Origin of the sequence: Thiorhodovibrio winogradskyi (assembly GCF_036208045.1) — a bacterium.
In the GTDB taxonomy this organism is placed as follows: Bacteria; Pseudomonadota; Gammaproteobacteria; order Chromatiales; family Chromatiaceae; genus Thiorhodovibrio; species Thiorhodovibrio winogradskyi.
The window spans coordinates 3,602,100-3,626,398 of sequence record NZ_CP121472.1 but is presented as its reverse complement, the minus strand read 5'-3'; the positions used below and the strand labels follow the sequence as shown (position 1 = coordinate 3,626,398).

At 58.3% G+C, this 24,299-nt stretch carries 32 protein-coding genes and 4 pseudogenes; 9 read left to right on the top strand and 27 right to left on the bottom strand.

The genetic code is table 11. From position 1 onward, the window contains the following. Positions 1–66 precede the first annotated feature (66 nt). The 8 genes and pseudogenes from Thiowin_RS16505 to Thiowin_RS16470 all read right to left on the bottom strand — a co-directional run bounded on the left by Thiowin_RS16505 (position 67) and on the right by Thiowin_RS16470 (position 4,039). The gene (locus Thiowin_RS16505) at positions 67–642 is read right to left on the bottom strand and encodes an Rpn family recombination-promoting nuclease/putative transposase (protein WP_408034093.1); all 576 of its coding nucleotides are present in this window, start codon (positions 640–642) and stop codon (positions 67–69) included. 93 nt (positions 643–735) lie between these two features. Next, positions 736–1,383, bottom strand: a complete 648-nt coding sequence (locus Thiowin_RS16500; protein ID WP_328984068.1) for a hypothetical protein — start codon at positions 1,381–1,383, stop codon at positions 736–738. Positions 1,384–1,386: 3 nt separating this feature from the next. Then, positions 1,387–1,893: a hypothetical protein gene (locus Thiowin_RS16495; protein WP_328984067.1), complete on the bottom strand. Its 507-nt coding sequence runs from the start codon at positions 1,891–1,893 to the stop codon at positions 1,387–1,389. 91 nt (positions 1,894–1,984) lie between these two features. Beyond that, a pseudogene (locus Thiowin_RS16490) lies at positions 1,985–2,311 on the bottom strand (acyltransferase); the annotation flags it as partial. Between the two features lie 85 nt (positions 2,312–2,396). Continuing rightward, complete coding sequence (locus Thiowin_RS16485) at positions 2,397–2,729, bottom strand: hypothetical protein (RefSeq protein ID WP_328984066.1); 333 nt, start codon at positions 2,727–2,729, stop codon at positions 2,397–2,399. A gap of 42 nt (positions 2,730–2,771) precedes the next feature. Beyond that, a complete protein-coding gene (locus tag Thiowin_RS16480; RefSeq protein ID WP_328984065.1) occupies positions 2,772–2,984 on the bottom strand; it encodes a hypothetical protein in 213 nt (70 codons plus the stop codon). A 166-nt stretch (positions 2,985–3,150) separates the two neighbouring features. Further along, positions 3,151–3,540: pseudogene (locus Thiowin_RS16475) on the bottom strand (acyltransferase); the annotation flags it as partial. 307 nt (positions 3,541–3,847) lie between these two features. Further along, the gene (locus Thiowin_RS16470) at positions 3,848–4,039 is read right to left on the bottom strand and encodes a DUF433 domain-containing protein (protein WP_328984064.1); all 192 of its coding nucleotides are present in this window, start codon (positions 4,037–4,039) and stop codon (positions 3,848–3,850) included. Positions 4,040–4,330: 291 nt separating this feature from the next. Here Thiowin_RS16470 and Thiowin_RS16465 point away from each other — a divergent pair, with 291 nt between their 5' ends. Both Thiowin_RS16465 and Thiowin_RS16460 read left to right on the top strand, forming a co-directional pair. Beyond that, positions 4,331–4,600, top strand: coding sequence for a BrnT family toxin (locus Thiowin_RS16465; RefSeq protein WP_328984063.1), 270 nt, complete (start codon positions 4,331–4,333; stop codon positions 4,598–4,600). Further along, entirely contained in the window at positions 4,569–4,886 is a 318-nt protein-coding gene (locus Thiowin_RS16460) for a BrnA antitoxin family protein (RefSeq protein WP_328984062.1), read from the top strand. The genes Thiowin_RS16465 and Thiowin_RS16460 overlap by 32 nt, the downstream gene beginning before the upstream one ends. A gap of 173 nt (positions 4,887–5,059) precedes the next feature. On the opposite strand, the gene Thiowin_RS16455 is transcribed toward Thiowin_RS16460, so the two are convergent. The 11 genes and pseudogenes from Thiowin_RS16455 to Thiowin_RS16405 form a co-directional block, all read right to left on the bottom strand. Beyond that, positions 5,060–5,488 carry a type II toxin-antitoxin system VapC family toxin gene (locus Thiowin_RS16455; protein WP_328984061.1) on the bottom strand — a complete coding sequence of 143 codons (429 nt, stop codon included), beginning with the start codon at positions 5,486–5,488 and terminating at the stop codon, positions 5,060–5,062. Between the two features lie 11 nt (positions 5,489–5,499). Then, positions 5,500–5,847, bottom strand: coding sequence for a hypothetical protein (locus Thiowin_RS16450; protein ID WP_328984060.1), 348 nt, complete (start codon positions 5,845–5,847; stop codon positions 5,500–5,502). Continuing rightward, positions 5,834–6,766 (bottom strand): Rpn family recombination-promoting nuclease/putative transposase, encoded by a 933-nt coding sequence (locus tag Thiowin_RS16445; protein WP_328984050.1) that lies wholly within the window; start codon positions 6,764–6,766, stop codon positions 5,834–5,836. The genes Thiowin_RS16450 and Thiowin_RS16445 overlap by 14 nt, the downstream gene beginning before the upstream one ends. Before the next feature lie 187 nt (positions 6,767–6,953). Then, positions 6,954–7,374: pseudogene (locus Thiowin_RS16440) on the bottom strand (acyltransferase); the annotation flags it as partial. A gap of 79 nt (positions 7,375–7,453) precedes the next feature. Then, entirely contained in the window at positions 7,454–8,041 is a 588-nt protein-coding gene (locus tag Thiowin_RS16435; protein ID WP_328984059.1) for an Rpn family recombination-promoting nuclease/putative transposase, read from the bottom strand. Between the two features lie 174 nt (positions 8,042–8,215). Continuing rightward, a complete protein-coding gene (locus Thiowin_RS16430; RefSeq protein WP_328984058.1) occupies positions 8,216–8,623 on the bottom strand; it encodes a type II toxin-antitoxin system VapC family toxin in 408 nt (135 codons plus the stop codon). After that, positions 8,623–8,859 carry a hypothetical protein gene (locus Thiowin_RS16425; protein WP_328984057.1) on the bottom strand — a complete coding sequence of 79 codons (237 nt, stop codon included), beginning with the start codon at positions 8,857–8,859 and terminating at the stop codon, positions 8,623–8,625. Before Thiowin_RS16425 ends, Thiowin_RS16430 begins: the two co-directional genes overlap by 1 nt. A gap of 525 nt (positions 8,860–9,384) precedes the next feature. Beyond that, the gene (locus Thiowin_RS25395) at positions 9,385–9,687 is read right to left on the bottom strand and encodes a hypothetical protein (RefSeq protein ID WP_408034092.1); all 303 of its coding nucleotides are present in this window, start codon (positions 9,685–9,687) and stop codon (positions 9,385–9,387) included. Then, a complete protein-coding gene (locus tag Thiowin_RS16415; protein ID WP_328984056.1) occupies positions 9,668–9,874 on the bottom strand; it encodes a hypothetical protein in 207 nt (68 codons plus the stop codon). Before Thiowin_RS16415 ends, Thiowin_RS25395 begins: the two co-directional genes overlap by 20 nt. A 253-nt stretch (positions 9,875–10,127) precedes the next feature. Further along, a complete protein-coding gene (locus Thiowin_RS16410; RefSeq protein WP_328984055.1) occupies positions 10,128–11,129 on the bottom strand; it encodes an RpnC/YadD family protein in 1,002 nt (333 codons plus the stop codon). 220 nt (positions 11,130–11,349) lie between these two features. Then, positions 11,350–12,600: an RNA-binding domain-containing protein gene (locus Thiowin_RS16405; RefSeq protein ID WP_328984054.1), complete on the bottom strand. Its 1,251-nt coding sequence runs from the start codon at positions 12,598–12,600 to the stop codon at positions 11,350–11,352. A 111-nt stretch (positions 12,601–12,711) separates the two neighbouring features. Here Thiowin_RS16405 and Thiowin_RS16400 point away from each other — a divergent pair, with 111 nt between their 5' ends. Then, the gene (locus Thiowin_RS16400) at positions 12,712–12,903 is read left to right on the top strand and encodes a hypothetical protein (protein ID WP_328984053.1); all 192 of its coding nucleotides are present in this window, start codon (positions 12,712–12,714) and stop codon (positions 12,901–12,903) included. Between the two features lie 19 nt (positions 12,904–12,922). Here Thiowin_RS16400 and Thiowin_RS16395 read toward each other — a convergent pair whose 3' ends face one another. The 5 genes and pseudogenes from Thiowin_RS16395 to Thiowin_RS25390 form a co-directional block, all read right to left on the bottom strand. Beyond that, positions 12,923–13,789 (bottom strand): hypothetical protein, encoded by an 867-nt coding sequence (locus Thiowin_RS16395; RefSeq protein WP_328984052.1) that lies wholly within the window; start codon positions 13,787–13,789, stop codon positions 12,923–12,925. Between the two features lie 78 nt (positions 13,790–13,867). Next, a complete protein-coding gene (locus Thiowin_RS16390; protein ID WP_328984051.1) occupies positions 13,868–14,170 on the bottom strand; it encodes a hypothetical protein in 303 nt (100 codons plus the stop codon). Then, on the bottom strand, positions 14,157–15,089 hold the full coding sequence (locus Thiowin_RS16385) for an Rpn family recombination-promoting nuclease/putative transposase (RefSeq protein ID WP_328984050.1): 933 nt from the start codon (positions 15,087–15,089) through the stop codon (positions 14,157–14,159). Before Thiowin_RS16385 ends, Thiowin_RS16390 begins: the two co-directional genes overlap by 14 nt. Positions 15,090–15,276: 187 nt before the next feature. After that, a pseudogene (locus Thiowin_RS16380) lies at positions 15,277–15,871 on the bottom strand (acyltransferase). Between the two features lie 168 nt (positions 15,872–16,039). Then, positions 16,040–16,129: a hypothetical protein gene (locus Thiowin_RS25390; protein ID WP_408034227.1), complete on the bottom strand. Its 90-nt coding sequence runs from the start codon at positions 16,127–16,129 to the stop codon at positions 16,040–16,042. 182 nt (positions 16,130–16,311) lie between these two features. On the opposite strand from Thiowin_RS25390, the gene Thiowin_RS16375 reads away from it, so the two are divergent. Together Thiowin_RS16375 and Thiowin_RS16370 are read left to right on the top strand one after the other, a co-directional pair. Then, on the top strand, positions 16,312–16,650 hold the full coding sequence (locus Thiowin_RS16375) for a Druantia anti-phage system protein DruA (protein WP_328984049.1): 339 nt from the start codon (positions 16,312–16,314) through the stop codon (positions 16,648–16,650). Between the two features lie 84 nt (positions 16,651–16,734). Continuing rightward, positions 16,735–17,337: a DUF4010 domain-containing protein gene (locus Thiowin_RS16370; RefSeq protein ID WP_328984048.1), complete on the top strand. Its 603-nt coding sequence runs from the start codon at positions 16,735–16,737 to the stop codon at positions 17,335–17,337. Positions 17,338–17,390: 53 nt separating this feature from the next. On the opposite strand, the gene Thiowin_RS16365 is transcribed toward Thiowin_RS16370, so the two are convergent. After that, positions 17,391–17,996 (bottom strand): superoxide dismutase, encoded by a 606-nt coding sequence (locus Thiowin_RS16365; protein ID WP_328988104.1) that lies wholly within the window; start codon positions 17,994–17,996, stop codon positions 17,391–17,393. Between the two features lie 220 nt (positions 17,997–18,216). On the opposite strand from Thiowin_RS16365, the gene Thiowin_RS16360 reads away from it, so the two are divergent. From Thiowin_RS16360 to Thiowin_RS16345, 4 genes are all read left to right on the top strand, one after another. Next, complete coding sequence (locus Thiowin_RS16360) at positions 18,217–18,339, top strand: DUF433 domain-containing protein (protein WP_328984047.1); 123 nt, start codon at positions 18,217–18,219, stop codon at positions 18,337–18,339. 9 nt (positions 18,340–18,348) lie between these two features. Further along, positions 18,349–18,582 carry a DUF5615 family PIN-like protein gene (locus Thiowin_RS16355; RefSeq protein WP_328984046.1) on the top strand — a complete coding sequence of 78 codons (234 nt, stop codon included), beginning with the start codon at positions 18,349–18,351 and terminating at the stop codon, positions 18,580–18,582. A 120-nt stretch (positions 18,583–18,702) separates the two neighbouring features. Further along, complete coding sequence (locus Thiowin_RS16350; protein WP_328984045.1) at positions 18,703–20,376, top strand: MGH1-like glycoside hydrolase domain-containing protein; 1,674 nt, start codon at positions 18,703–18,705, stop codon at positions 20,374–20,376. Then, the gene (locus Thiowin_RS16345; protein WP_328984044.1) at positions 20,358–21,566 is read left to right on the top strand and encodes a glycosyltransferase; all 1,209 of its coding nucleotides are present in this window, start codon (positions 20,358–20,360) and stop codon (positions 21,564–21,566) included. Before Thiowin_RS16350 ends, Thiowin_RS16345 begins: the two co-directional genes overlap by 19 nt. 100 nt (positions 21,567–21,666) lie before the next feature. On the opposite strand, the gene Thiowin_RS16340 is transcribed toward Thiowin_RS16345, so the two are convergent. Then, entirely contained in the window at positions 21,667–22,434 is a 768-nt protein-coding gene (locus Thiowin_RS16340; RefSeq protein ID WP_456243437.1) for a hypothetical protein, read from the bottom strand. Continuing rightward, positions 22,434–24,278 carry a BREX-3 system phosphatase PglZ gene (pglZ, locus tag Thiowin_RS16335; RefSeq protein ID WP_328984043.1) on the bottom strand — a complete coding sequence of 615 codons (1,845 nt, stop codon included), beginning with the start codon at positions 24,276–24,278 and terminating at the stop codon, positions 22,434–22,436. The genes Thiowin_RS16340 and pglZ overlap by 1 nt, the downstream gene beginning before the upstream one ends. Positions 24,279–24,299: the final 21 nt, after the last annotated feature.

The window sequence follows — 24,299 nt, the reverse complement described above, 5'->3', positions numbered from 1 at the left end:
TAGTAACCGGCAGAGAAAACTGGGGCGGGGTCCTGTTTTTCACTTGGCGGCTTGGTTTGAGGGATATCAGTGCGTTGCACGGCCATCTGCGAGTTCTTGCACCTCGGTTTCGCTGAGGTCGGTGTAACGGGCAATGGTGGCGACATCCAGTTGCCCGCCCTGCAGCATGGCCAGTGCAGTTTGCTGGCGAGCGTGTTGGTCGCCTTTCTCAAACCCCTGATCATGCGCATCACCAAGCAGCGTTGCCTCATCACGCATTGCTTTCTCGCGTGCTTCAGCCCAGTAGCGGGCTTCTTCATCGGCGCTCATCACACGCAGCTTCGCGCGTGCCTGCTGGATGGGGGGGTGGGCCAGGTTGTTCATGACAGCGTCCTCGTTCCAGTGCTCAAAGTAGGCGATCCAGGCGGACAGGCGCTCGGGCAGTTGCTGCATCTTGTCGGCCTTGCGCAGTTCGACAATGTGGATCTGCAATTCGCGCCCGAGACACACCTCACAGCATTCGCTATCGCGCAGCGCGAAGTTCCACAGCACCTTGTCAGCGTACTTGGGCTGATCGAACAGTGTGAAGTCGAGCAGGTGAATGCCAATCACAGGCTTGATCGCGCGGTAGCTGCTGCCAACAATGGGTTGCTCGCTGAGCATGCGCGCGGCATAGAGCGTGCCGCGCGCGCCCCAGGCGCCGAAACTGGGAGAAAACCGGGACGGGTCCAGTTTTTCACGCAGTTTTTCACGAAACTACAACGACTGAGCTGGCTCATTCGGATTGAAAATGGGTAAGCCATCTTGATCCGTAATAAATTGCAACCGCCGATACAGATCTTGTATCAATTTTGCAACCGTCACTGGTGGATAGCTTTTAATTGAGCGATTGATTTTCCAGTAACGACCATGAGCCAACCAATGTCTCAGCGCTAAAGTATCTTTCAACTTACCCAAACAGTCGATTGCTCGTCGCTTCTCCAGCTCGGCTGCCGTTGAATGCCATTTGATGTGATAACGCCAAGCATCTAAAATGCCTTTTTCTTTCAGCGGAACCTTCCAATCCAAATCAACTCGCTCATAAAGTTCGCTCAAACGTTTGGACAAAGGATCATGAGCAACTTTAATACGCGCCTTCGCATCGACCCGAAGACGTGCCTCCGCACTGGCGATCAGTATAAAGACTGTCGATAACTCAAGCTCTTCACGAGCCGAGTCAAAATAAGCATCAACCTCCTCAAGCGAGGCATAATTTAATTCGCTGGGCATGTCTTCAGGAGGGCGTTGACCGACAAGCCGAAAGCGCATCACCTCCTCGCGAACAGTCCGCAGCCCCAAAATCATGACGGCGTACCAACCGAGTACCACGCCGACCTTGAGTGTCGCCGGCGAATCGAACAACATACGTTAATCGCCCACGCCAAGCAAATCGACTATAAGCTGTCTAAACGAACTTTCATCGAGTTCAAATAACTTAAGCCGCTGTTCCGGATAAGAGATAAACCATCGCGCATGCTCTTGCTTGAAAGATGGGGACGACTCCGCATCATCGGCGGTCAGAATCAACATCGCTTTTCCTTCAGGACCAGCGATATCGACCCGCCCAAGAGCTCCAATAATCACAGAACCAACAGGCGTCACGCTGAGAGACGATAAACCAAAACAGAACTCCAGAGCCGGTAACTCATAATCGCCTAGCCGATCCTCGTTGATTCTAACGCTCTTTTGCCGAACGGAAATCGTTTCATCCGTGATGAGCGGTTCCAGCCATTGTTTCATTTGGGTCGTCAAGGCATCGACTTTACTGCGCCACCAATTCAACCGTTGTTCCCGGTCAAGGGCATGCTCGCCATGCTCTTCGGCCTGCGTCTTGACGTGCTGGCGAATCTGCTCGACAAAATCCAGTGTAGGCATCTTGAATCCACCTTCTTGATACTGTACCCGACCTGCATTAGCCGTGACGATACGCTGTTGCTCGGCGTCCGGCGCCTCTCAGTCTTGATCGTCAGTCCTGGACCGAGACTATACCCTGTTCGAGCCGGTAGATCTCTCCCGTGGCCGGACTGGTCGCCGTCGTGTTCCCGGTCAACGGCAGGTCGAGCCGCTCGCCATGCCGGCTCATCCAGCCGATCTGACGCGCCGGAACACCCGCCATGAGCGCATAGGGCTTGACGTCTCTCGTGATGACGGCCCCGACCCCAATGAAGCAGTACTCACCCAGGGTCACGCCGCAGACGATGGTGGCATTGGCCCCGATGGTCGCGCCCCGCTTGACCAGGGTGCGCCGGTACTCGTCCTTGCGCACCACCGCCGAGCGCGGGTTATGGACATTGGGGAGAAAACCGGGACGGGTCCATTTTTTCACATTGGTGCTCAATATCAGCCGCTTTGCATTTGGCGGCTTGGTTTGAGGGACATCAGTGTTTTGCGCGGCCATCTGCGAGTTCTTGCACCTCGGTTTCGCTGAGGTCGGTGTAACGGGCAATGGTGGCGACATCCAGTTGCCCGCCCTGCAGCATGGCCAGTGCTGTTTTATTCCGTTCTTCCTGGCGGCCTTCGTCGCGGCCTTCCTGACGGCCTTCCTTGCGGCCTTGCTCAACCCCCTGATCATGGGCATCACCGATCAGCGTTGCCTCATCGCGCAGCGCCTTCTCGCGTGCTTCAGCCCAGTAACGGGCTTCTTCATCCGCGCTCATCACACGCAGCTTCGCGCGTGCCTGCTGGATGGGGGGATGGGCCAGGTTGTTCATGACAGCGTCCTCGTTCCAATGCTCAAAGTAGGCGATCTAGGCTTACAAGCGCTCGGGCAGTTGCTGCACCTTGTCAGCCTTGCGCAGTTCGACAATGTGGATCTGCAATTCGCGCCCGAGACACACCTCACAGCATTCGCCATCGCGCAGCGCGAAGTTCCACAGTGCCTTGTTGGCGTACTTGGGCTGATCAAACAGTGTGAAGTCGAGCAGGTGAATGCCGATGACGGGTTTGATCGCGCGGTAGCTGGCCAATGTGGAAACCCTGTGGAAACCCGGGACGGGTCTTGTTTATACCAGACCACAGCGGCCTGAGACCAGACTTCTCTGAGCCGGCAAGTGCGGCAGGCTGAGCCTCATCAGCAAAAATGGGTGTAAACCCTAGCGTGTTCTTTGGAAATAAAGGGGGACATCAATGAGGTCAGGACGTCGCGATGCGCCCATCGACCAGCCGATAGCGTTGCCCGGTTGCGAAACACCGGGCTTGTCCCTCACCCTCAAGCGGCAAGTCGAGCCGTTCCCCATGAGCGCTCATCCAGCCAATCTGACGCGCCGGGACGCCGGCCATGAGCGCATAGGGCTTGACATCCCGGGTAATGACGGCGCCCGCCCCAATGAAGCAGTACTCACCCAGGGTCATGCCGCAGAGGATCGTCGCATTCGCCCCGATGGTCGCACCTTGCTTGACCAGCGTGCGGCGGTATTCCTCCTTGCGGTTGTCGGCTGAGCGCGGGTTGATGACATTGGTGAAGACCATGCTGGGACCGCAAAAGACATCGTCTTCGAGGGTGACGCTGTATGGGGTAGACACGGGTGCTCTCATTCGGTAAGCAAGCTGGTTTGTTCCATGCGGGCAAAGGATGGTTGTGCGATTTATTCGATGGCCTCTATATCATCTTTGTAGACGCGAACCAGTCTGTTGGATGCGCTCAATTCCACCGCTGTCGGCCATGTGCGGGAAACGCAATAATGGAAGTCGCGCATTCGCAGATTACCGATAAAAATGTGTATGCAAAGCGTGACGGGAGATTGACATCGATCAGAAAGCGTGGCATCAGGCGACTTTTCGCAGACTGAAGCGACGCGCCATCAGGTCTGCGGCAAAGCGTAGGCAGGCATCAATGTCTGCCGGTTCCTAAAGATGGGTATTGGCGCAAAATTTCCGCTGGTGATTCTCCCGCGCTCAGGAAGCCGAGCACGGCCTCGGCTGTAATACGCATGCCGCGAATGGTTGGGTGGCCGTTGCAGATGTCAGGATGCACAGTGATGCGACCATCAAGGTAGGTGGCTGATGTTTGGATCGTGGTCATGTTTTGCGTTTACCTGCTCTGTCGGTGGTCCGTCAAGCGGCGGTCAATTGGCTTGAGCGCACAAGGGATGATAGTCGCCCTGTAAGTCCTGGGGTGAGGCGTTGCGGATATGATAGACAGCACCCCAGCCGGGCCAAGCCTAACCGCCACCCGGCACGGCTGACCCCTCGGGCTCGGATGCCCACAGCCCAAGACAACCCCGCTCCCGAGTCATCGGGGCGGGGTTTTTGCTGTGGTGGGGTGCGGCTGCGGATTTGCCTGAGATCGCGACGGTCTCTAAACTATCCGCTTATGGAGATTGAGTTTGATCCCGACAAAGACCGCCGCAACATGGCCAAGCATGGCGTGTCTTTGGGGTTAGCCGCTGATCTTGAATGGAGCTTAGCCTGGGTGCGCGAAGACACCCGGGAGGCTTACGAGGAAAGACGCTGGATCGGTTTTGCGCCGATTGGGAATCGCATTTATTGCGTCGTGTTCACAGAAGAAAACGATGTCTACCGTATCATCAGTTTGCGCCAAGCAGAGAATCATGAAAAACGAACCTACATTCATCACCTCTAAGTCTGGTCGCGTCTTTCTGCTCAATACTGAAGAAGAAGAAGCTCGCATCCAAGCGGGTATCGCGGCTGATCCAGATGCCCGCGAGCTAACCGACGAGGAAATGGCCGATCTGCGTCCATGGTCTGAGGTGCGCGCGCAGACCAAGAAGGTCAAGCAGACCATTTCAATCCGACTTTCCACCGAAGTCCTCGAACACTTCAAGGCCGATGGCCCAGGCTGGCAAACCCGCATTGATGGGGTACTGCGCGAATATATCGCAGCGCACTCAAGCCACACCTATGAATAAATTGAAGGAATTCTGGGGACATATACTTAATTCTCTCTACTGCGCCCCAGCCGGCCACAATTGTGGGGACAGTGGTTTGGTGAAATCAAAGGAATTGCTTGATGGCCCGAGGTAGAATCGGGCAGTCGGCTGAAAGTTACCAATCGATCAACAAGGGGATGCGCGCTCCATGACTAACCTCGCCCGACAGTTTCATCTGAGCGTCGATGACTACCTTGCTTCCGAGGATCGGTTTTGGAGAAATCCGCGCCCTTGAACAAGAGCGGCTCTTGGAGCTTCTTCGCGAGCGCGTAGGAAAAACAATCACCGAAGTTCAGGCCGGCTGGATGACGCCCCTTGCCGTATTGCAGCCAGGCGTGATAAGCGATGCGCGCCAGTTCGGCATCGACGGGCTGGATGTCGATCATGGCTAGCACGAGCAATTCCTCAAGGCTTTGCCGACCCAGCTCGCCACGTCGCGCGCTGATGATGGGCATGGTTTCAAGCCAGGTGGCGGCCGACATGACATTGGGCGAATCCATCTCGCTCAAACGGCGGGCGTGGCGCTCGGCTTCGGGCTCGTCCAGCAGGATGCACACAAGCGATGAGGTATCGATGACCATGTGGGTGTCACTTATCTCGGCAGTCCATTTGCATCGTAGCCGATGATTTCATCCGCGCCGCGCGGATCGAGTTCTGGAGCTGCCGCGCAGCGTCGGCTGATGTCCAGGATAGCGGATAGCCGCTGACTCGCGTCCCGCGGGGGCGAGTGAGGCGTCTCGTAGTCCACCAGAACGATGACTTTTACGGGACGGTCTTCCCGCCAACGCCGGTCAGTAGCCGGTAGGCAAATAACGCCGTCTTTTAGATGAGCCTCAAATTCGATGGCAGAGAAAACCGGCAGAGAAAACCGGGACGGGTCCGGTTTTTCACTCGGTTTTTCACTTGGCGGCTTGGTTTGAGGGATATCAGTGCTTTGCACGGCTATCTGCGAGTTCTTGCACCTCGGTTTCGCTGAGGTCGGTGTAACTGGCGATGGTGGCGACATCCAGTTGCTCGCCCTGCAGCATGGCCAGTGCGGTTTTGTGCCGCTCTTCTTGGCGGCCTTCGTCTCGACCTTTCTCAAACCCCTGATCATGCGCATCGCCGATTAACGTTGCCTCATCGCGCAGCGCCTTCTCGCGTGCTTCAGCCCAGTAGCGGGCTTCTTCATCCGCGCTCATCACACGCAGCTTGGCGCGGGCCTGCTGGATGGGGGGATGGGCCAGGTTGTTCATGACAGCGTCCTCGTTCCAGTGCTCAAAGTAGGCGACCCAGGCTGACAGGCACTCGGGCAGTTGCCGAATCTTGTCGGCCTTGCGCAGTTCGACAATGTGAATCTGCAATTCGCGCCCGAGACTCATCTCACAGCATTCGCTATCGCGCAGCGCGAAGTTCCACAGTGCCTTGTTGGCGTACTTTGGCTGATCAAACAGCGTGAAGTCGAGCAGGTGAATGCCGATGACGGGCTTGATCGCGCGGTAGCTGCTGCCCGCATGGGGTTGCTCGCTGAGCATCCGCGCTGCGTAGAGCGTGCCGCGCGCCCCCCAGGCGCCGAAACTGCGCACCTGCATTTCAATATTGTAGCGCTGCCCATGCTCGTCGATGGCCTTCAGGTCTAAAACCAGGCGCTTGCCCTGGATGCGCTCAGGTGTGAGGCGCGCATCGAGCAGCGTGATCTCGGTGATCGGTGGCTGGTCTGCACGCACGGCGTTGATCAGATCGATCAGCAGCTCCGGCTCTTCGGAGAAGAGGCGGAAGAAGACATAGTCATTCTTTGGATCAAGTAGGTTGTGCGTGTTCTCAGCCATGGTGTCGGTCGCGACCCGAGTGAAAAAGTGCTTGTGTTTGTCGATGCCCACAAGGTGGGCTTTTCCAGCGATGGGGCAGGCATTGTGGAAACCCGGGACGGGTCTTGTTTATACCAGACCACAGCGGCCTGAAACCAGACTTCTCTCAGCCGGCAAGTTCGGCAGGTTGAACCGCATCAGCAAAAATGGGTGTCATCCTAGAGTGTCCTTTGGACATAAAGGGGGGACATCAATGAGGTCAGGACGTCGCGATGCGCCCATCGACCAGCCGATAGCGTTGCCCGGTTGCGAAACACCGGGCTTGTCCCTCACCCTCAAGCGGCAAGTCGAGGCGTTCGCCATGGGCGCTCATCCAGCCGATCTGACGCGCCGGAACGCCAGCCATGAGCGCATAGGGCTTGACATCCTTGGTGATGACGGCACCGGCACCGATGAAGCAGTACTGCCCCAGGGTCACGCCGCAGAGGATTGTCGCATTCGCCCCAATGGTCGCACCTTGCTTGACCAGGGTGTGGCGGTATTCCTCCTTGCGGTTGATGGCTGAGCGCGGGTTGATGACATTGGTGAAGACCATTCTGGGACCACAGAAAACATCATCTTCGAGCGTCACGGCATCGTAAATTGCAGGCGTTGTTCTGCACCTTGCAGTTGTTGCCGAGGGAGAAAACCGGAGAAAACCGGGACGGAGAAAACCGGGACGGGTCAGATTTTTCACTTGGCGGCTTGGTTTGAGGGATATCAGTGTTTTGCACGGCTATCTGCGAGTTCTTGCACCTCGGTTTCGCTGAGGTCGGTGTAACGGGCAATGGTGGCGACATCCAGTTGCCCGCCCTGCAGCATGGCCAGTGCTGTTTGCTGGCGTGCCTGCCGGTCGCCTTCCTTGTGTCCTTCCTCAAACCCCTGATCATGCGCATCACCGATCAGCGTTGCCTCATCGCGCATGGCTTTCTCGCGCGCTTCAGCCCAGTAACGGGCTTCTTCATCGGCGCTCATCACACGCAGCTTCGTGCGTGCCTGCTGGATGGGGGGATGGGCCAAGTTGTTCATGACAGCGTCCTCGTTCCAGTGCTCAAAGTAGGCGATCCAGGCTGACAATCGCTCGGGTAGTTGCCGAATCTTGTCGGCCTTGCGCAGTTCGACAATGTGAATCTGCAATTCGCGCCCGAGACTCACCTCACAGCATTCACTATCGCGCAGCGCGAAGTTCCACAGCGCCTTGTTGGCGTACTTGGGCTGATCAAACAGCGTGAAGTCGAGCAGGTGAATGCCGATAACGGGCTTGATCGCGCGGTAGCTGCTACCAACAATGGGTTGCTCGCTGAGCATGAATTAAAGGTTCCAGGCTCGAATTCATTTCCGACCCATTCTAGCTGGGCCAAACCTAAGCCCAATCCGGCGCGGCTGACCCCTCGGGCACGGATGCCCAAAACCGCAGACAACCCCGCTCCCGAGTCATCGGGATTCAAGCGCAACCATCGGGTGGGATACCCGCATTTCCAATCAAACGGTATCCGCTTCCCAGTCTTCGTATCGCAAGCCCCGAACTCGCCTGAATTCGTCGATATTGTGCGTCACCAGTGTGAAATCATGGGATAAGGCAATCGCCGCGATCTGAAGATCATAAGGACCGATCGGCGTACCGACACGCTGGAGTTCGGCGCGAATTCGACCAAACTCACGCGCCGCACCGCCATCGAACGGCACGGAATAAAAGTGCTGAAACAGGTCTTCCAATACAGCCAGATTCGCCTCCATGCGCTGACTTTTGTAAGCGCCGAAGACTAGCTCGGCCTTCACGATATCGCAGAGATGAATCTCCGCTGCCGGATGAACGCGCATCGCCTGCTTGACCACTGATGGTCGCGGATTCAGATAAGCAATCCAGACATTGGTATCCGGGAGCCACATCACTCTATCTCCCGACGTTGCTCGTACTCTCCCTGTGGCTCACGGAACAACTCGCCTTGCCAGGCACCAGACGTGCGCTCATACAAACCCGCCGGCCAGTCAACGCTCGCGGCAACGCCCGGCACATTATTGTCTTCGAGCTCCAGAAACACAACCTCAACGTGCCGACGGCGTAAATCCAACGGAATTTCAATCATTGGCGGTAAGCTGTCATAGATTTGTCGTAATGCGCGCATCAGGAACCTCGCTCATCGTAAAAATAAGACAAAAGGGACCATATATGGTCCGCCCCGCGATGCAAGAGGAAAATCGCTGATCAGCAGAAGGAAACGTTGCAGCCATATATCCGGCATCGATATCGGGATCCCCGTGATCCCCGTGCCCTGATGGAATGCGCGTACCTCGCCGTCCTCAATCAGGCTCCCAGTCTCAGCAGATGCTGGCTTCGGCCTAGGTAGTTCAATTTGACCTGATTCATGCACTTTCTCGACCCGCACGATTTATGCCCAGAATAAGGCGTAAGTTATTGTAATAATTTACAAAAAACCGGGGTCGTGACGTCGAAAAAACTGCATGAGCTGGAAGACAGGGAATCCTGCCAAATTGAACTACCTAGCTTCGGCCCCTTCCAGGTTTTCTGCGAGGCGGTCGTCCCTTTCATGCCATCACAGTGAAATTCACTCTTCGCAACTCGTGGTGTGGAACTCGGTTGATGCCCTGGTCAGGGCAGTTAATCGATAAAGGTCATGGCCGATGCGGCGTTAGGCCGTCACGGGCGCTGGCTTCGCGAGCGCCCCGCGCGCGGCATCGAAGCGCTTGCCGGTGGTCATCACCGCCCAAGCTATGCGCGCGAGCTTATTGGCCATGGCGACAATGGCGACGTTGGCATGACGGCGCTGCTTGAGATCACGCGCCCAGTGACTGAAAGCGTTCTCCTTTTTCTCGACCCAGCGCCCCCTGTTCCGATCAGGTGCCCGCGCACCATGGATAGAGAAAACCCGGACGGGTCTGGTTTTTTTACTTGGCGGCTTGATTTGATGGATATCAGTGTTTTGCGCGGCCATCTGCGAGTTCTTGCACCTCGGTTTCGCTGAGGTCGGTGTAACGGGCAATGGTGGCGACATCCAGTTGCCCGCCCTGCAGCATGACCAGTGCTGTTTTATTCCGTTCTTCCTGGCGGCCTTCGTCGCGGCCTTCCTTGCGGCCTTGCTCAAACCCCTGATCATGGGAAAAATCAGGGACGGGCCACATTTTCTTGGGTTCCGTTATCTGCACGGGGTTGGTTCAAGTGCGGGATTAAGCAGCCCTTCTGCTGCGGCCTCGGCGATGATTTGCTCTAGCTCCGCTCTGAGTTTGTCGTATTCGGCGCGCTTGCGCTGGACGAAGCGCGCGGTGATGCGGGCTTTGGTTTCGAGCCCTGGGGGGTAACCGGCATCGGCGCGAGTCGTGGCTTGAGGGGTGACATATGAAATGAATCAATGTGTGCCGGCCCCCTTGGATTTGGTCAGTGGAAGATGGTCTCAGGACTGTCGGCGCTAAGGATGCGGCCCAGCCAGGTGTCGAGTTGCTCAAGTTCGGCTTGTTCAATGCGCTCGCGGTGCATTTGGACGACCTCCGGACCGAATTTTTGATCAAGCAAGCGCAGGATTGTCCTGGCTTCGCCCTGCTGCACTCCTAGCTCCATCCCCTGCTGCACACCCAGCTCCATCCCCAGAATCTTCCCCTTCTCAATCCCGGCTTGTTCCACCGTAGTGACATAAGGCATGTGGTATTGCTCCTCTAATTCATAGAGTTCTTGGCGAAATTCGGCTTCCAGCTTCTCGGGCAGGCGCACCATCCAGTCGATGATGCGGAAGAGCTCTTCAATCAGCACCCGCTCATAGCCGCGCTCATACATCAGGCGCATCAAACGGAATTTCCAGCGTTTCAGTGTCTCGGCATCGTCAGTCACTTTGGCCCGAATCTGCGCCATCACCACCAAGGCGAAGACATTATCGCTCGCTTCCAGCTCGGCCCAGCGCTCAGGTTCAGCGTAGTCGAGCAGTTTGACCATGGGGAAGCGAAAGACGATCCCGCAGCCCCAGCGGGCGTGGCGAAATGACTTGGGGCGAAAGCTAGGGCTGGTGTCGGTTAAGACCGCGAGGCTGACGACATCGATCGTGTAACGATCACGCAGGCGGGTCTGATACAGAAACATCCGTGCGCTAAAGTCGCTTTCAGCATCGCCTTGGACTTCGACATGGATCAGCACATACAGATCGCTGCCGTCTTTGGCGCGCACCCGAACCAGTTTATCGGCATAGCGGCGACCGCGCGGGCTGTTGCCGCCGATCTGCTGGAGTTCTTTGTCGAGAAACTCCGGTGCCACGCTCCAGTCGATCTGATCATAGATGGCCGGAAACAGCAGCGCGAGAAACTCCGGGAAGAACCGCTCCAGCGCTTCTTTCCAGGGGCTGTCGTAGTCGGGTTTGTCGCTGGTGTCGGTGGCTTGGGTGTCGGCTGTCATGGGGGGAGTGTAGCTGGTTTGTGGGGATTGTAGTTATAAACGTGGTCCGTCCCTGAGGTATCCCCACAAATTCTCAGGCTTGATCAATTGTTTGGCGTGGCTGTCCTGATCGAGCCATGTAACCAGCGATGTGCGGCTGGTCATTACTCTAATTGCACTTAAAAAGTTGTGGGGATACCTCAGGGTCCGTCCCCTATTATTCTTCAATGGCCAACCAGCATTAGGGGTGATCCTTGGATATCGGCGTGGCGGGTAGTGTGACACGCAGAAAATACTCTGTCGGCTCAAAGACCGGGGCGCTTCCTGTGGATTGACGAATGAGCGGTACGATCTTACGCCGCACACCCATGCCGCGAGCGTCCACATAGCCATAGTCACGCAGCACCTCGACGATGATCGGGTTGCGGGCGGAGCGCTGGCCGGCCAGCATCTTGTCGATGGTCATGGCGTTTTGGAGCGCACCAGGGCTGGTCACCGTCAAGCGATTGCCGTAGCGCACCACCTCGACTTCAGCCGGGCGCGTCCAGTCGCGATGGGCGAAGGCATTGAGCAGGCATTCGCGAACCGCCTCGGGTGGATAAAACCAGCGTCGTTCACGGCGCAGATGCTCTACCAGTTCCGCCGACTCTGCCGACAGCAACGGCAATGCCCGCTCCATGAAGATTTCGATCAAACCATCTTGCGCCCGAAAGACTTGGCCCGTCCCGGACACCGACCATAACCCAACCAGTGGCGCATCCAGCACCCGATCATCCAGCGCCTGGTAATCCATGTCGTCGCCTGAGAACGCCATCCAGCGTAATCCGGCCTGCCGCAGCAGACGGCGCGGTCGATGCGCGAACAGCACAGCGCCAGCAATGGTGCAGACGGGCGGTCCATCGGTCCTTTCCATCATGAAGCCAAGACCGCAGAGCCGATCCAGCCATGCTGGTTCATCCGGCGGCACCTCATCTGCCAACACCCGACCAAGGTAATCGGTCAGGCGCGCGCGGTCGAGATCCGCCAGCGCGCTCCCCGAGACGGGCAGGAGTTCCGCATGCAGCAGGCCCCCCGAGGCAAAGAGTGCTGCTTGTTGCTCCCGGGTTGCCAGTTGCGAGGTGCTGCCGACGCGCACATAGATATCCTCGCGCTGGTTGTGCCGAACAACATAGGGCTTGGCCGTTCCCGGCAACACGGTCACCACGGCCACCTGTTTGCCATCGTCCACGCGCACGGTCTCATAATAGGGAAGCAGTTGCGGGTGGACCGTGCGCCCAAACACGGTATCTATGACCCAGTGCTCCAGATCCTCGCGCTGGATACCTGTCACCGTACCGTCGTCTTCGACGCCAATCAGCAGGCGACCCCCTTGAAAATTGGCGAAGGCGACTACTTCACGCGCCAGTTGTTCTCGGCGCAGATCATCTCGCTTGAATTCAACGCCGGAGTTCTCACCCTGGCGGATCAAAGCGAAGAGTTCTTCAGGAGTCATGTATTGGAAAAGCTATCCGATCAGATTTCGGTCGGAACAAGTTTAATGAATCGGTTAGGCCAGGCAAGCCAGATTATAATTCGTCAACTTTCACCGAGAGTGAGGAATGTGATGTCGTGGCGCATTAAATCGAAGTGCGGGTTACCGAGCAGATGGGCGCCAAGGTCCGAGCAGGGTGGCCTTGGTGCCGGTGAAGAAGTTGTCGAGGCAGCGGTGATTGTCATGGCCGTTGGTGAGCAGGAACCCGCAGAGGTGCAAGCCGAGGAAGCCTGCGCCGCCCGTGACGAGCGTGCGGCGTTGTAGTTTTTCACGTCTTAATCGGTTAATTAAACTTGGCAGCGAGCTCAATTGCTCTTTCAATACATAGATCCATGTTGTAGTATTCCCATTCAGCAAACCTTCCACACAAATGTACACCCGCAGACTCTATGTAATCCCTCACAAGTTTAACTGAACTGGTTTTATTGCCATCTTGTAAAACATATGCATATTCAGAAACATTGTATGCAAGTGGCTCAAGCAGATAATCAAAACGTGCGCCCTCTTCAATCAACTTTTCGTAAGATACCTCACCCAGGGATTCTGTAATAGTCAGATTTTTATTTGGTCTCAAGAAATTCCCTATATGAATATGCCTGTGAAAAATAGTAGAAGGCTTTGGAAAGTACGTCCATGTAGCATCAGCACCAGAAGTTCTCCAGAGCACGTTGGTAATCTTATTATTTTTTAGCAAAGAAGCGGCTTTGAGAACATCGACAGGCGCATTATCAAAGAAGCAAATCGAAATATTAAGCGGGGAGGTTATAATAACGCTGTCGAAGTTTTTTTGACCATTTACGATATATTTGTTTTTTGATTTTTTCAGTCGACTGACACGATAGTTATAATTGATACGACAGCTATCAGCCAAGCGCAACATGAGATTGTCTTTTAGAACATTTTTTGGATAATAAAAAAAATGCACCATGTTGTCACGGACATCATTAAAAAGGCCCTCAATAAACGAATTTCTATCTGGTATTGGCAGCTTACCAGATACCCAGTCAGAGTTCATTTCTTTCGGATCAATACCCCATATTTTTTTGTTGTAGGGAAGAAAATAAATTTCTGTAAAACTATCGCCAAACACACTCCTGAACCAGTTCTCAAGATTAGTAATGCCAACGTTACGCACACTTTTCGCAGTCAAGAAGTCATTTACGATGTTTATCGCTAGGTCTGGGTTTATGGAATAAATTTCTTTTATTGCATACTCTATCGGGTAGGGTTAATTTCTTCCAAATATATGGATATCAGTCTTTCGTTCTATTTTATTCCAATTATCTTTGGGGAAGACCGAGAAAACGAAATCAAGCACGGCCTTGTTTTTGCAATTGATACAATGACCGCCTACCATATGATAAGGCATGCCGTCAACATTTTCTACAAAGGCAATACCGCCGATCCTATTATCGGATTCAAGTATCTCAACTTCATGCTTGCTCTTAAGTAGAGAAAACCGGGACGGGTCCGGTTTTTCACTCGGTTTTTCACTTGGCGGCTTGGTTTGAGGGATATCAGTGCTTTGCACGGCTATCTGCGAGTTCTTGCACCTCGGTTTCGCTGAGGTCGGTGTAACTGGCGATGGTGGCGACATCCAGTTGCTCGCCCTGCAGCATGGCCAGTGCGGTTTTGTGCCGCTCTTCTTGGCGGCCTTCGTCTCGACCTTTCTCAAACCCCTGATCATGCGCATCGCCGATTAACGTTGCCTCATCGCGCAGCGCCTTCTCGCGTGCTTCAGCCCAGTAGCGGGCTTCTTCATCCGCGCTCATCACACGCAGCTTGGCGCGGGCCTGCTGGATGGGGGGATGGGCCAGGTTGTTCATGACAGCGTCCTCGTTCCAGTGCTCAAAGTAGGCGACCCAGGCTGACAGGCACTCGGGCAGTTGCCGAATCTTGTCGGCCTTGCGCAGTTCGACAATGTGAATCTGCAATTCGCGCCCGAGACTCATCTCACAGCATTCGCTATCGCGCAGCGCGAAGTTCCACAGTGCCTTGTTGGCGTACTTTGGCTGATCAAACAGCGTGAAGTCGAGCAGGTGAATGCCGATGACGGGCTTGATCGCGCGGTAGCTGCTGCCCGCATGGGGTTGCTCGCTGAGCATCCGCGCTGCGTAGAGCGTGCCGCGCGCCCCCCAGGCGCCGAAACTGCGCACCTGCATTTCAATATTGTAGCGCTGCCCATGCTCGTCGATGGCCTTCAGGTCTAAAACCAGGCGCTTGCCCTGGATGCGCTCAGGTGTGAGGCGCGCATCGAGCAGCGTGATCTCGGTGATCGGTGGCTGGTCTGCACGCACGGCGTTGATCAGATCGATCAGCAGCTCCGGCTCTTCGGAGAAGAGGCGGAAGAAGACATAGTCATTCTTTGGATCAAGTAGGTTGTGCGTGTTCTCAGCCATGGTGTCGGTCGCGACCCGAGTGAAAAAGTGCTTGTGTTTGTCGATGCCCACAAGGTGGGCTTTTCCAGCGATGGGGCAGGCATTGTGGAAACCCGGGACGGGTCTTGTTTATACCAGACCACAGCGGCCTGAAACCAGACTTCTCTCAGCCGGCAAGTTCGGCAGGTTGAACCGCATCAGCAAAAATGGGTGTCATCCTAGAGTGTCCTTTGGACATAAAGGGGGGACATCAATGAGGTCAGGACGTCGCGATGCGCCCATCGACCAGCCGATAGCGTTGCCCGGTTGCGAAACACCGGGCTTGTCCCTCACCTTCAAGCGGCAAGTCGAGGCGTTCGCCATGGGCGCTCATCCAGCCGATCTGACGCGCCGGAACGCCAGCCATGAGCGCATAGGGCTTGACATCCTTGGTGATGACGGCACCGGCACCGATGAAGCAGTACTCCCCCAGGGTCACGCCGCAGAGGATTGTCGCATTCGCCCCAATGGTCGCACCTTGCTTGACCAGGGTGTGGCGGTATTCCTCCTTGCGGTTGATGGCTGAGCGCGGGTTGATGACATTGGTGAAGACCATTCTGGGACCACAGAAAACATCATCTTCGAGCGTCACGGCATCGTAAATTGCAGGCGTTGTTCTGCACCTTGCAGTTGTTGCCGATGCTGACATCGTTACCGACAAAGACATTCAGGCCGAAGGAGCAGCGCTTACCGATGCGGGCGCCAGCGCAGATGTGCACCCAGTGCCAGATGCGGGTGCCCTCGCCGATCTGGGCGCCCGCGTCGATGATGGCGGTGGGGTGGGCGTTGTATGGGGTAGACACGGATGCTCTCATTCGGTAAGCAAGCTGGTTTGTTCCATGCGGGCAAAGGATGGTTGTGCGATTTATTCGATGGCCTCTATATCATCTTTGTAGACGCGAACCAGTCTGTTGGAGGCGCTCAATTCCACCGCTGTAGGCCATGTGCGGGTAACGCAATAATGGAAGTCGCGCATTCGCAGATTATCGATAACGAATGTGTATGACTCTGGGCGGCGGCTCGCTGACCAACACCCGGTCTGAGAAGTTAGTGTCCTTGGAGACAATAATCATGTCCCGCTCTGCGGCATAGGTCCTTATTTGTGTGTCCGTCAATGTCTCGCCCAAGTCCTTGCAGGGCGAAACCGTGCTAGCCCTAATTGACCAGCCGTAGAAGTATTTACCCTCGATTCTGAACATTTCCGTCCGACTCGTTCAAACTGCCTGCCTATGATTGACGAGGCAGCCCCCTGAACTTGCACGACATCACCCTGCGTTCGGTCGCCCCAGATGAAGATGCGCGCTTCAAAGCATTGCTCGAGGCGCATCATTATCTGGGGACTGCGGCAAAAATCGGTCACGCCCTCTGGTATGTCGCCATCTGGCGTGATCAGTGGCTGGCGTTGCTGGTTCTGAGCGCGGCAGCCTGGAAGTGCGCTGCTCGCGATCAGTGGATCGGTTGGGATCGCCGCTACCAGTTCGACCGCCTGCATCTGATCGCCAACAACGCCCGCTTTCTCATTCTGCCCCAGTGGCATGTGCCCAATCTCGCCTCCAAGGTGCTGTCGCTGTGTCAGCATTCACCTGTTTATTAAATGCCTGGGCCGGCAGCGGGCGGGGCTTGCTGCTGACCGGTCTGCTGGCCAGGCTGGCGTCCTCGACCGCCTTGACACTGCAGTTTGCCCGCCTGGCGCGGCAGGGAAGCGCCCCATGCGCTGACCGCTGGCATTCTGCTGGCGCACGCCACCCTGATCCCCCGGATATTGGTCATTCTGGCCGTGTTGGAGCCCGATTTGCTCGGCACCCTGGCGCTACCGCTGGGCGCGATCCTGCTGGGGCTGTTGATCCCGGTCGCGCTCCATGGTTGGCGTCAGCGGCACGCCGGCAATGCCGAGGCTGTCGATCTGCGCAATCCGTTGCAGCTTGGTTTGGCGCTGCGCTTTGGGCTGCTGCTGGCGGCGATTCTGGTGCTCGCGCGGTGGCTGGTGGAGCAGTTCGGCGACACCGGTGTGCTGCTGCTGGCGGGACTCTCGGGCATGGTCGATCTCAACGCCATCACCCTGTCGTTGGCCAAGCTTCACGCCGACGATCTGGCCGCCTCGGCTGCCGCGCTCGGCGTGATGGTCGCGATGGTCACCAACAGCCTGTTTAAGACGCTGGTTTGCATCACGCTCGGCGGCTGGCGGCTGGGCTGGTGGGTCGGTGTCCCCATGCTGCTGACCACCGGCCTGGGCCTTGGGGTGCTCGAGCTGGGCCTCAAGCCGCCGTCCGTGGGCGGCTGAGACGGGCGGGAAGAACAAGGGAGCGGCCGGTCACCGCTCCATCGTGCCTGGCATCAGGGCGCGAAGGGTTCGTCGGCGCCCTGGTTCGTGGCGGCGAATTCCCAGTTCACCAACTCCCAGAACGCATCGACATAGCGCGCCTTCTCGTTGCGATAGTCGACATAGTAGGCGTGCTCCCACATATCGCAGGTCAGAATCGGTTGATGCCCCTCGGTCAGCGGATTGCCGGCGTTGCTGGTCGCCTGGATGTGCAGCTGACCGGCGACATCGCGCGCCAACCATACCCAGCCGGAGCCGAACAGGGTCGTCAGCGCGTTGGAGAAGGCCTCGCGAAAGCGCGCGCTATCGCCGAAGTCGCGCGCGATGGCGCTGGCCAGTTCTCCCTCGGGTTCGCCGCCGCCATCCGGGCTCAGGAAGTGCCAGTAGAAGGCGTGATTCCATGCCTGGGCGCCGTTGTTGAAAACGCCGCCCGAGGCCTGGGCGGCGATCTCGGTCAGCGGGCGCTCGGCCCATTCAGTCCCTTCGATCAGGCCATTGAGCTTGCTGACATAGGTCGCGTGATGCTTGCCATGATGCAGGGACAGGGTCTCGGCGGAGATGTGAGGTTCCAGGGCGTCGGTCGGGTAGTATAGTCCACCACACTGTGGCGTGGTCGAGATGGCAACCTTACTCAGTCGCTCGGCACACCAGGCCTAGGGACCCGAGCTCGAATCGGTCAAGCGGGTGCGTGGCGAGACGCCTTGATCCTGCGCTTGGTGCGGGGTGGTCGAAGGGGTGCGTCGCCAGTTCATGCACGGGTGCATGCACGGGTTCGGGCAAGGGCGCCCGTGCTAAACTCCAAGGCAACCACGATGGATTGCGAAATACACTGGAACATTCATGCATACCCAAAACAACAACGAACTCTTGCAGCGCATCACCGTGCGCGCCGATGTTTTCGGTGGCAAGCCCATTATTCGCGATATGCGCATTTCCGTGGAATTGATTCTGAATGTGCGGTGAAGATGGGCGGTGAGCGAACAACGCGTGATTGTGACCATCGATAGTGACTTTGGGCTTCTCGTGTTTAAGCGCCATGAGCCGCACACTGGCATCGTCCGGCTACCGGATCTCCCAAGTGCTCAGCGTATCCGGCTTATGGATCAGTTAATCCTGCGTTACGCCACTGAACTGGCCGAAGGCGCTATTCTGACCCTGAGTGCTGATCCTGTGCGTATTTCGCGGCCCACTTCAATCATTGATTGATTTGCATCTTTCGATCCAGCAGCGGTTCCCATTGGTTCTCGTTCAGCAGCGCTTGCGCTCAGCGTCGGCCTTTTTCCAACCTACCCAGCCAGTTCGCTCCACCGAATACACGCGTTCATTATGGCCATCAGCCAGCACAACATCGCCCGCCTGCGTGCCCGCCTCGCCGCCTGGCGCACGCCCACCCGCGCGGTCGCGCGTTACGGCGGGCGTGGCTGGCGCGCCTTGCACTATGGACTGAACCTGCTGCTCTTCTCGCGTATTCTCGCCGGCCGCGCCGGGTTCGCGCCGATTGAACTGCCCCCGGCGGTGCTGCGCAAAAAGGGCGTCACCCGCGCGCCACCGCGCCTGCGAATACTGGAGGCCGGCGAGCAGGATGCCCTGGCTGGCTTCGCGGCGGGTTTTGCCGAAGTCTATGCCCTGTTGTTCGCCAATTTGCAAGGCGCCGGGCTGCTCTCGCCCCATCGTTTCGCCTTGCCGGGACCGGCGTTTCAGGGCATCTATCTGTGGGATTCGGCCTTTATCGCGCCCATCTGGCGCGCCTGGTCACCGGAGATCGCCGAGGAAGTGCTGCTCTCGGTGCTGGCGGTGCGCGATGGTGACCGCCTGCAGCATGTGGTCTCGGAATTCGCCCAGTCGCGTTACACCCAGCCGCCCTTGCTCGCCTGGTCGGCGCTGCACCTGGCACGCGCGCGACCCCCGGCCCAAGCCCGCGCCTGGTTGGCCCGGGTCTATCCGCCGCTGGTGGCCTATCAGCACTGGCTTGAGGCACACCGGCGCCTGCCCAACGGCCTCTATGCCTGGGTTCACCCTTACGAATCCGGCGTCGAGAATTCCCCGCGCTTTAGCAGCGCCGATGAACGTCGCTGTCGCGACACCCGCACCCTGGCCGCGCCCGACTTCAGCGCCTATGTGGTGCTGCAGCTCGACGCACTGCGGGAAATGGCGCAGCGACTCGACCAGCCCGAGGCCGCCGCGCGCCACGCCGAACAGGCCGCCAGCTTGCGCGCGCGGATCAACGCCCGGCTATGGGATGCGCGCGACGGGCTCTACTACGACCATGACGCCGCCGGTCAGCCGCTGCGGGTGGCGACCATCGCCTCGCTGCTGCCGCTGTGGGCGGGTATTCCCGATACCGCGCGCGCCATGCGGCTCATCGCGCGCATCATGGCGCCAGCACACTTCGCCACCCCGATGCCACTGCCCTCGGTGGATCGCGGCGATCCGCGTTTCGAGAAAGACATGTGGCGCGGGCCGGTGTGGCTGAACACCGCCTATGGCGTGATCCAGGGGCTGCTGCGCCATGGCCAGGCGCGCGCCGCCGGCGAGCTGGCCCTGCGCCTGTGCGCGGGCGTTTACGGCGTCTTTGCCAACGAGCAGCGCCTGTATGAATTCTATGACCCCGATGTTCCGCACACCCGCGCACTGCGGCGCAAGCGCGGCAACTGGTGGAAGACCCTGACCCTCGGCGCCGGCCCACAGCGGGATTTCGTCGGCTGGTCCGGGCTGGTCAATCCCCTGTTCATTGAGGTCCTGCTGGGACTGGAGGAAGGCGACGGCGCCCTGCGGTTGTGTCCGCGTCTGCCCGCGCGCACCCTCGGCCTGCGCCTGGAACTCGAGTTGCCGCGCCTGGGCGGAACCCTCACTCTCGCCGTGCCCGCGCCGGATTGCTTCGAGGGACACTGGCGGGATGCGCGCGGCGAGCAGGCATTTCGCACCGGATTCAATCAGCCGGTGAGCTTGTGTCCCGGCCCGCCGACTGGAGGAGTTCACCCATGCGCTATTGCGATCTGACCTTTGCCTACACCGACACCAGTGGCGGCATCCGCACCTACATCGACCAGAAACGCCGCTATCTCGCCGAGCACAGCAACCACGAGCATCTGCTGATCATCCCCGGCGAGCGCGACCAGGTCGCGCGCGACGGCCGCCTGATCCGGGTCGAGATCAAAAGCCCGGTGATCCCGGGAGCCGCGCCCTATCGCATTTTTCCCGGCCCCGACCCGGTGCATCGCGCCCTGGTCGAACAGGCGCCCGATCTGATCGAACTGGGCAGCGCCTTTGTCGCCCCCTGGGCCGCCTTTCGCTATCGCGCCGAGTGCGCCCGCGCCGGGCGACGCTGCCCGGTGGTGGCCTATTTTCATACCGACATCGCGCACACCTATGTCGGCGCGCCGCTGCGCCACTGGCTGGCTGCGGAGATGGCCCGCTTCAGCGACACCCTTGCTCATTGGGGCGAGCAACTCGGCGACTGGGCGGAGGAGGGCGCGGAGGGCGCCTTCGGCGCCTTGTTCCGGCGCTGCGACCTCACCCTGGCCGCCACGCCAGCGCAGGCCGCGCGCCTGGCCGAGTACGGCGTCAGCGGCACCGCCATTGTGCCCTTGGGCGTCGATCTGGAACGCTTCGATCCACAGCGGCGCAGCCTGGCCTGGCGGGAGCAACTCGGCGTCGCCGAGGATGATGTGTTGCTGCTGTACTGCGGCCGGCTGGATAGCGAAAAAGCCGTGCCGGTGCTGGTCGAGGCTTTCGCGCGATTGCCAGAGCGTCCGCGCTTTCACCTGGCGCTGATGGGCGAGGGTCCGCTGCGCGAGACGCTGCAAGCCGAGACCCAGCGTCTGGCGCGCCTGCATGTCTTGCCCTATGAGCGCGACCCCGCGCGCTATGCCGAGCGCCTGGCCTCGGCCGACATCTATGTGACCGCCGGCCCCCACGAGACCTTCGCCCTGGCGGTGGTCGAGGCCGAAGCCTCCGGGTTGCCGGTGGTTGGCGTCGATGCCGGCGCGCTGCGCGAGCGCGTGAAGCCCGGCTGGGGCCGGCTCGGCCCGGTCGGCGACGCCGCAGCCATGGCCGAGCATCTGCGCGCGGTTGCCCGGGAGCGCGACACCCTTGGCGCCGCCGCCCGCGCCCATGTGCTGGACGCGGGCTACGACTGGTCGAACAGCTTCCAGACATTGCTGGGTCATTATGCGCGGCTGTGCGGCTAAAAACGTTTGGCGTGCGGACGCCCGACAGCCGTTTCATGCAAACTTGCGGTTCTCAAACAATATATCCCACTTCACGTGGCTTACTGTTAACATCCTGGAGTTATTCGCCCTTCAGTTTTAACAGCTCATCGTCCAGCCCATAGCGAACCACCTCGATCCGGTCGCGGCCACGGGAGACAACATCACCGGACATCACGGGGAGCTGGAAGGGGAAGAATGCCGGGTTGTTCAGGAGCAGCCCCAATGTGCCCTTGGCCTCCGGGGTGGCCAGCAGTGCGGACTCGACCATTAGGATGGCCAAGTCTGGCTCGGTAATCTCTACCTGCGCGGCTTTCTCATAGCAGCCTTTGGTCTCGGAATCCTTCAGGGCTCCCCAGGCGACAAAGGAGCGGATGACAAATCTCGCATAGCGGCTCACGGTCTGCCGGTCGCCATATTGTTCCTTCAGGCGATTGATGATCTGCGTCTGGGTCACCTGGTCCTGCAAGGCCAGCAGACGGCCGGTCTGCCGGGCCACATTGAACCAGAAAGGATAGACTGCCGAGATCATCCCCCAGTGGACAGCCAGGGCCATGGACGGGTTTTCCCTCAGAAACGCAAGCTGGGCATCCCGGAATGGAATCAACTCGGGGTCGGGAGAGACCCAGATCTTCATCAGGTTGTTGACCGCGAAGGTCCGGGTCTGATCGCTTCGTTCGCCCTCTGAGCCGTTGCCTTTTCTTTCGCTAAGGAACTCATGCAGCTCCTGGCGGATGGTTTTGGCGTCGAGTCCCGCCAGCAGCAGATTGGCTGCTTTCTGCATCCACTCGAAACGAATCGCCTGCTTGATGCCAATGGCTTCGTGCCTGTTTCTGATCAAGCCGCCCATCACCCTGTTCTCCTTTCAAACTTTACAAGGGGCACGATGACTTCTTCGATGGCGACACCGCCATGACCTACGATGGTCTCGCTGACTTTGACGAATGCGTCGCGTCCACTGGTCAAGAGGGGGAAATAATCCGCGGGCAATCCAACCGGCTGCCACTCGTGGGCAAACGGGAAGGCCCCAGCAACCTGAGCGCGCAGTTCCGGGGTGGGATAGACACGAACTCGCTCGCCGCGCGTTTCGGCAATCACACCTTCAGATGGGCAGCCTTTGCCTTCACATTGAATGTTGCCGTGATCGGCCGTCAGCCACACCTCATAGCCGTATTCCAACAATTGTCCGACCAGCTCAGCCAGGAATCCACCCTGGCACCATTGCTTGATCTGGTTGTGCATTCCGGCCGAGCCGAGTTGCATGCCGTGCATGATCTTGTCGACCTTGTCCACGACCAGCCCCACCACCTTGGTTTTCCCGGGGTGGATTGCGGAGTCAAGGACGCCCGCCGCATTACCGTCGCCAAGGCCGCGCTGGTAAGCGACATCCAGCCGGGACAGGCCATGGCCTTCCCAGAATTGCTTCCAGAGCTTCTCTTCGCTGTTGGTCGAGTTGATGGATGACGGGAAATAGAGCGGCGGCTTGCCCGAGAAGATCGATTGCCGCGAAACGCAAGTCAGCGTCGGAATCCAGGCGAAGGTCGCGGATTCGCGCATGACCAGATTGGCGTCCTGCTTTTGCAAAGACAAGCGAATGGTTACCCACTGGTCCAGTGCCAGGCCATCGACCACGATCAGCGCAACCCCGACTCGCCCCTCGCCCCTAATCCCTCGCCCCTGATCTTCGATGTCCCGAGCCAGGCGGCGCGGCACCTGGTGGAGCATGGCCGGATTGGTCGGCGGTAGGTTGATCAGACTGGCGTAGTGATCGGCCAACCAACCGGCAAAGGTCGTGTTTAATGCATCGCCGATTTCCCTGAGACGGGTCTGATGCTCGGTGCTGTTGCCGCAATGAACCAATGCAGAGAGTTCGGCCCATTTCAATGCTAAGGCCGTCCAGTCCGAGTACCGTGCTTCCGCAGTGGGCAGCTCCTTCTCGACAAGGCCAAACAAGCGAGAGATCCGCAGCGCGTCATCGTCCACGCCGAAGGTGGCGATGCCGCTTCGTACCCAAGACCCGGCGTCCACTTCAATGTCCTTGGCCTCGACTGGGGTGAGCTTCCCTTCCAGGAACAAGTTGTCGATATAGACCTTGATGTCCTGATGGTCGAACGGCAGACGGTCAGGGCCGGGATACTTGAGGCCGTATTGATGCTCACCATCCCTGGTTCGACCCCCTTGGGCATCGCTTCGCGATGTCCAAATCGGCTGTCCTGCCGATTTGTCCGGCGAATCTTCCCGTACCTGATAGGCACTGCCGAGCCTGGATAGAAAGAGCGGCCAGCGTTCCTGCAAAAAGCCGAAGAAGGCCTCATTGTCCGGAACGATCTCGGAGAGCGGCCAGGTTTTGAAATCAGGGGCGTGGGATGAGGGGCGAGGGGCGAGTTGGAGCGACTGAATCAACCGCTGCGCCAGCACTGGGGGAAGCTGTGTTTTCCCATAATGCAGACGGAGCAAGGCGCGAAGCAGCTCCACCTCGTTGGCTATCAGTTCCGCCGCGATGCCGAATACATGACGGAGAATGAAATCCTTGGTGGCGTTGTCGCCCATGCGATCCGGCGGCGACTTGCGCTGGGCTTCAAAAAGCGAATCCAGCAAGCTCCGGTCGAGCTTCTCGATGACCGGGTAGCTCAGATTGGGAAAGAGATCCCCCAGGTTGAACGACAGTTTGCGGCCCGCCTGGAGCCATACCATTACCCATATCTCCCGGCCCCC

What these genes read in the sequence shown, in the direction of transcription:
- Thiowin_RS16400 (WP_328984053.1), top strand. Translation starts at nt 12,712, where the DNA reads ATGTCGTGGCGCATTAAATCGAAGTGCGGGTTACCGAGCAGATGGGCG.
- Thiowin_RS25395 (WP_408034092.1), bottom strand. Translation starts at nt 9,687, where the DNA reads ATGGCCGCGCAAAACACTGATATCCATCAAATCAAGCCGCCAAGTAAA.
- pglZ (WP_328984043.1), bottom strand. Translation starts at nt 24,278, where the DNA reads ATGGTATGGCTCCAGGCGGGCCGCAAACTGTCGTTCAACCTGGGGGAT.
- Thiowin_RS16410 (WP_328984055.1), bottom strand. Translation starts at nt 11,129, where the DNA reads ATGACAGCCGACACCCAAGCCACCGACACCAGCGACAAACCCGACTAC.
- Thiowin_RS16455 (WP_328984061.1), bottom strand. Translation starts at nt 5,488, where the DNA reads ATGGTCATCGATACCTCATCGCTTGTGTGCATCCTGCTGGACGAGCCC.
- Thiowin_RS16430 (WP_328984058.1), bottom strand. Translation starts at nt 8,623, where the DNA reads ATGTGGCTCCCGGATACCAATGTCTGGATTGCTTATCTGAATCCGCGA.
- Thiowin_RS16465 (WP_328984063.1), top strand. Translation starts at nt 4,331, where the DNA reads ATGGAGATTGAGTTTGATCCCGACAAAGACCGCCGCAACATGGCCAAG.
- Thiowin_RS16435 (WP_328984059.1), bottom strand. Translation starts at nt 8,041, where the DNA reads ATGCTCAGCGAGCAACCCATTGTTGGTAGCAGCTACCGCGCGATCAAG.
- Thiowin_RS16350 (WP_328984045.1), top strand. Translation starts at nt 18,703, where the DNA reads ATGGCCATCAGCCAGCACAACATCGCCCGCCTGCGTGCCCGCCTCGCC.
- Thiowin_RS16405 (WP_328984054.1), bottom strand. Translation starts at nt 12,600, where the DNA reads ATGACTCCTGAAGAACTCTTCGCTTTGATCCGCCAGGGTGAGAACTCC.
- Thiowin_RS16505 (WP_408034093.1), bottom strand. Translation starts at nt 642, where the DNA reads ATGCTCAGCGAGCAACCCATTGTTGGCAGCAGCTACCGCGCGATCAAG.
- Thiowin_RS16485 (WP_328984066.1), bottom strand. Translation starts at nt 2,729, where the DNA reads ATGAACAACCTGGCCCATCCCCCCATCCAGCAGGCACGCGCGAAGCTG.
- Thiowin_RS16360 (WP_328984047.1), top strand. Translation starts at nt 18,217, where the DNA reads ATGCATACCCAAAACAACAACGAACTCTTGCAGCGCATCACCGTGCGC.
- Thiowin_RS16460 (WP_328984062.1), top strand. Translation starts at nt 4,569, where the DNA reads ATGAAAAACGAACCTACATTCATCACCTCTAAGTCTGGTCGCGTCTTT.
- Thiowin_RS16500 (WP_328984068.1), bottom strand. Translation starts at nt 1,383, where the DNA reads ATGTTGTTCGATTCGCCGGCGACACTCAAGGTCGGCGTGGTACTCGGT.
- Thiowin_RS16415 (WP_328984056.1), bottom strand. Translation starts at nt 9,874, where the DNA reads ATGTGGCCCGTCCCTGATTTTTCCCATGATCAGGGGTTTGAGCAAGGC.
- Thiowin_RS16425 (WP_328984057.1), bottom strand. Translation starts at nt 8,859, where the DNA reads ATGCGCGCATTACGACAAATCTATGACAGCTTACCGCCAATGATTGAA.
- Thiowin_RS25390 (WP_408034227.1), bottom strand. Translation starts at nt 16,129, where the DNA reads ATGATTATTGTCTCCAAGGACACTAACTTCTCAGACCGGGTGTTGGTC.
- Thiowin_RS16340 (WP_456243437.1), bottom strand. Translation starts at nt 22,434, where the DNA reads ATGGGCGGCTTGATCAGAAACAGGCACGAAGCCATTGGCATCAAGCAG.
- Thiowin_RS16495 (WP_328984067.1), bottom strand. Translation starts at nt 1,893, where the DNA reads ATGCCTACACTGGATTTTGTCGAGCAGATTCGCCAGCACGTCAAGACG.
- Thiowin_RS16470 (WP_328984064.1), bottom strand. Translation starts at nt 4,039, where the DNA reads ATGACCACGATCCAAACATCAGCCACCTACCTTGATGGTCGCATCACT.
- Thiowin_RS16345 (WP_328984044.1), top strand. Translation starts at nt 20,358, where the DNA reads ATGCGCTATTGCGATCTGACCTTTGCCTACACCGACACCAGTGGCGGC.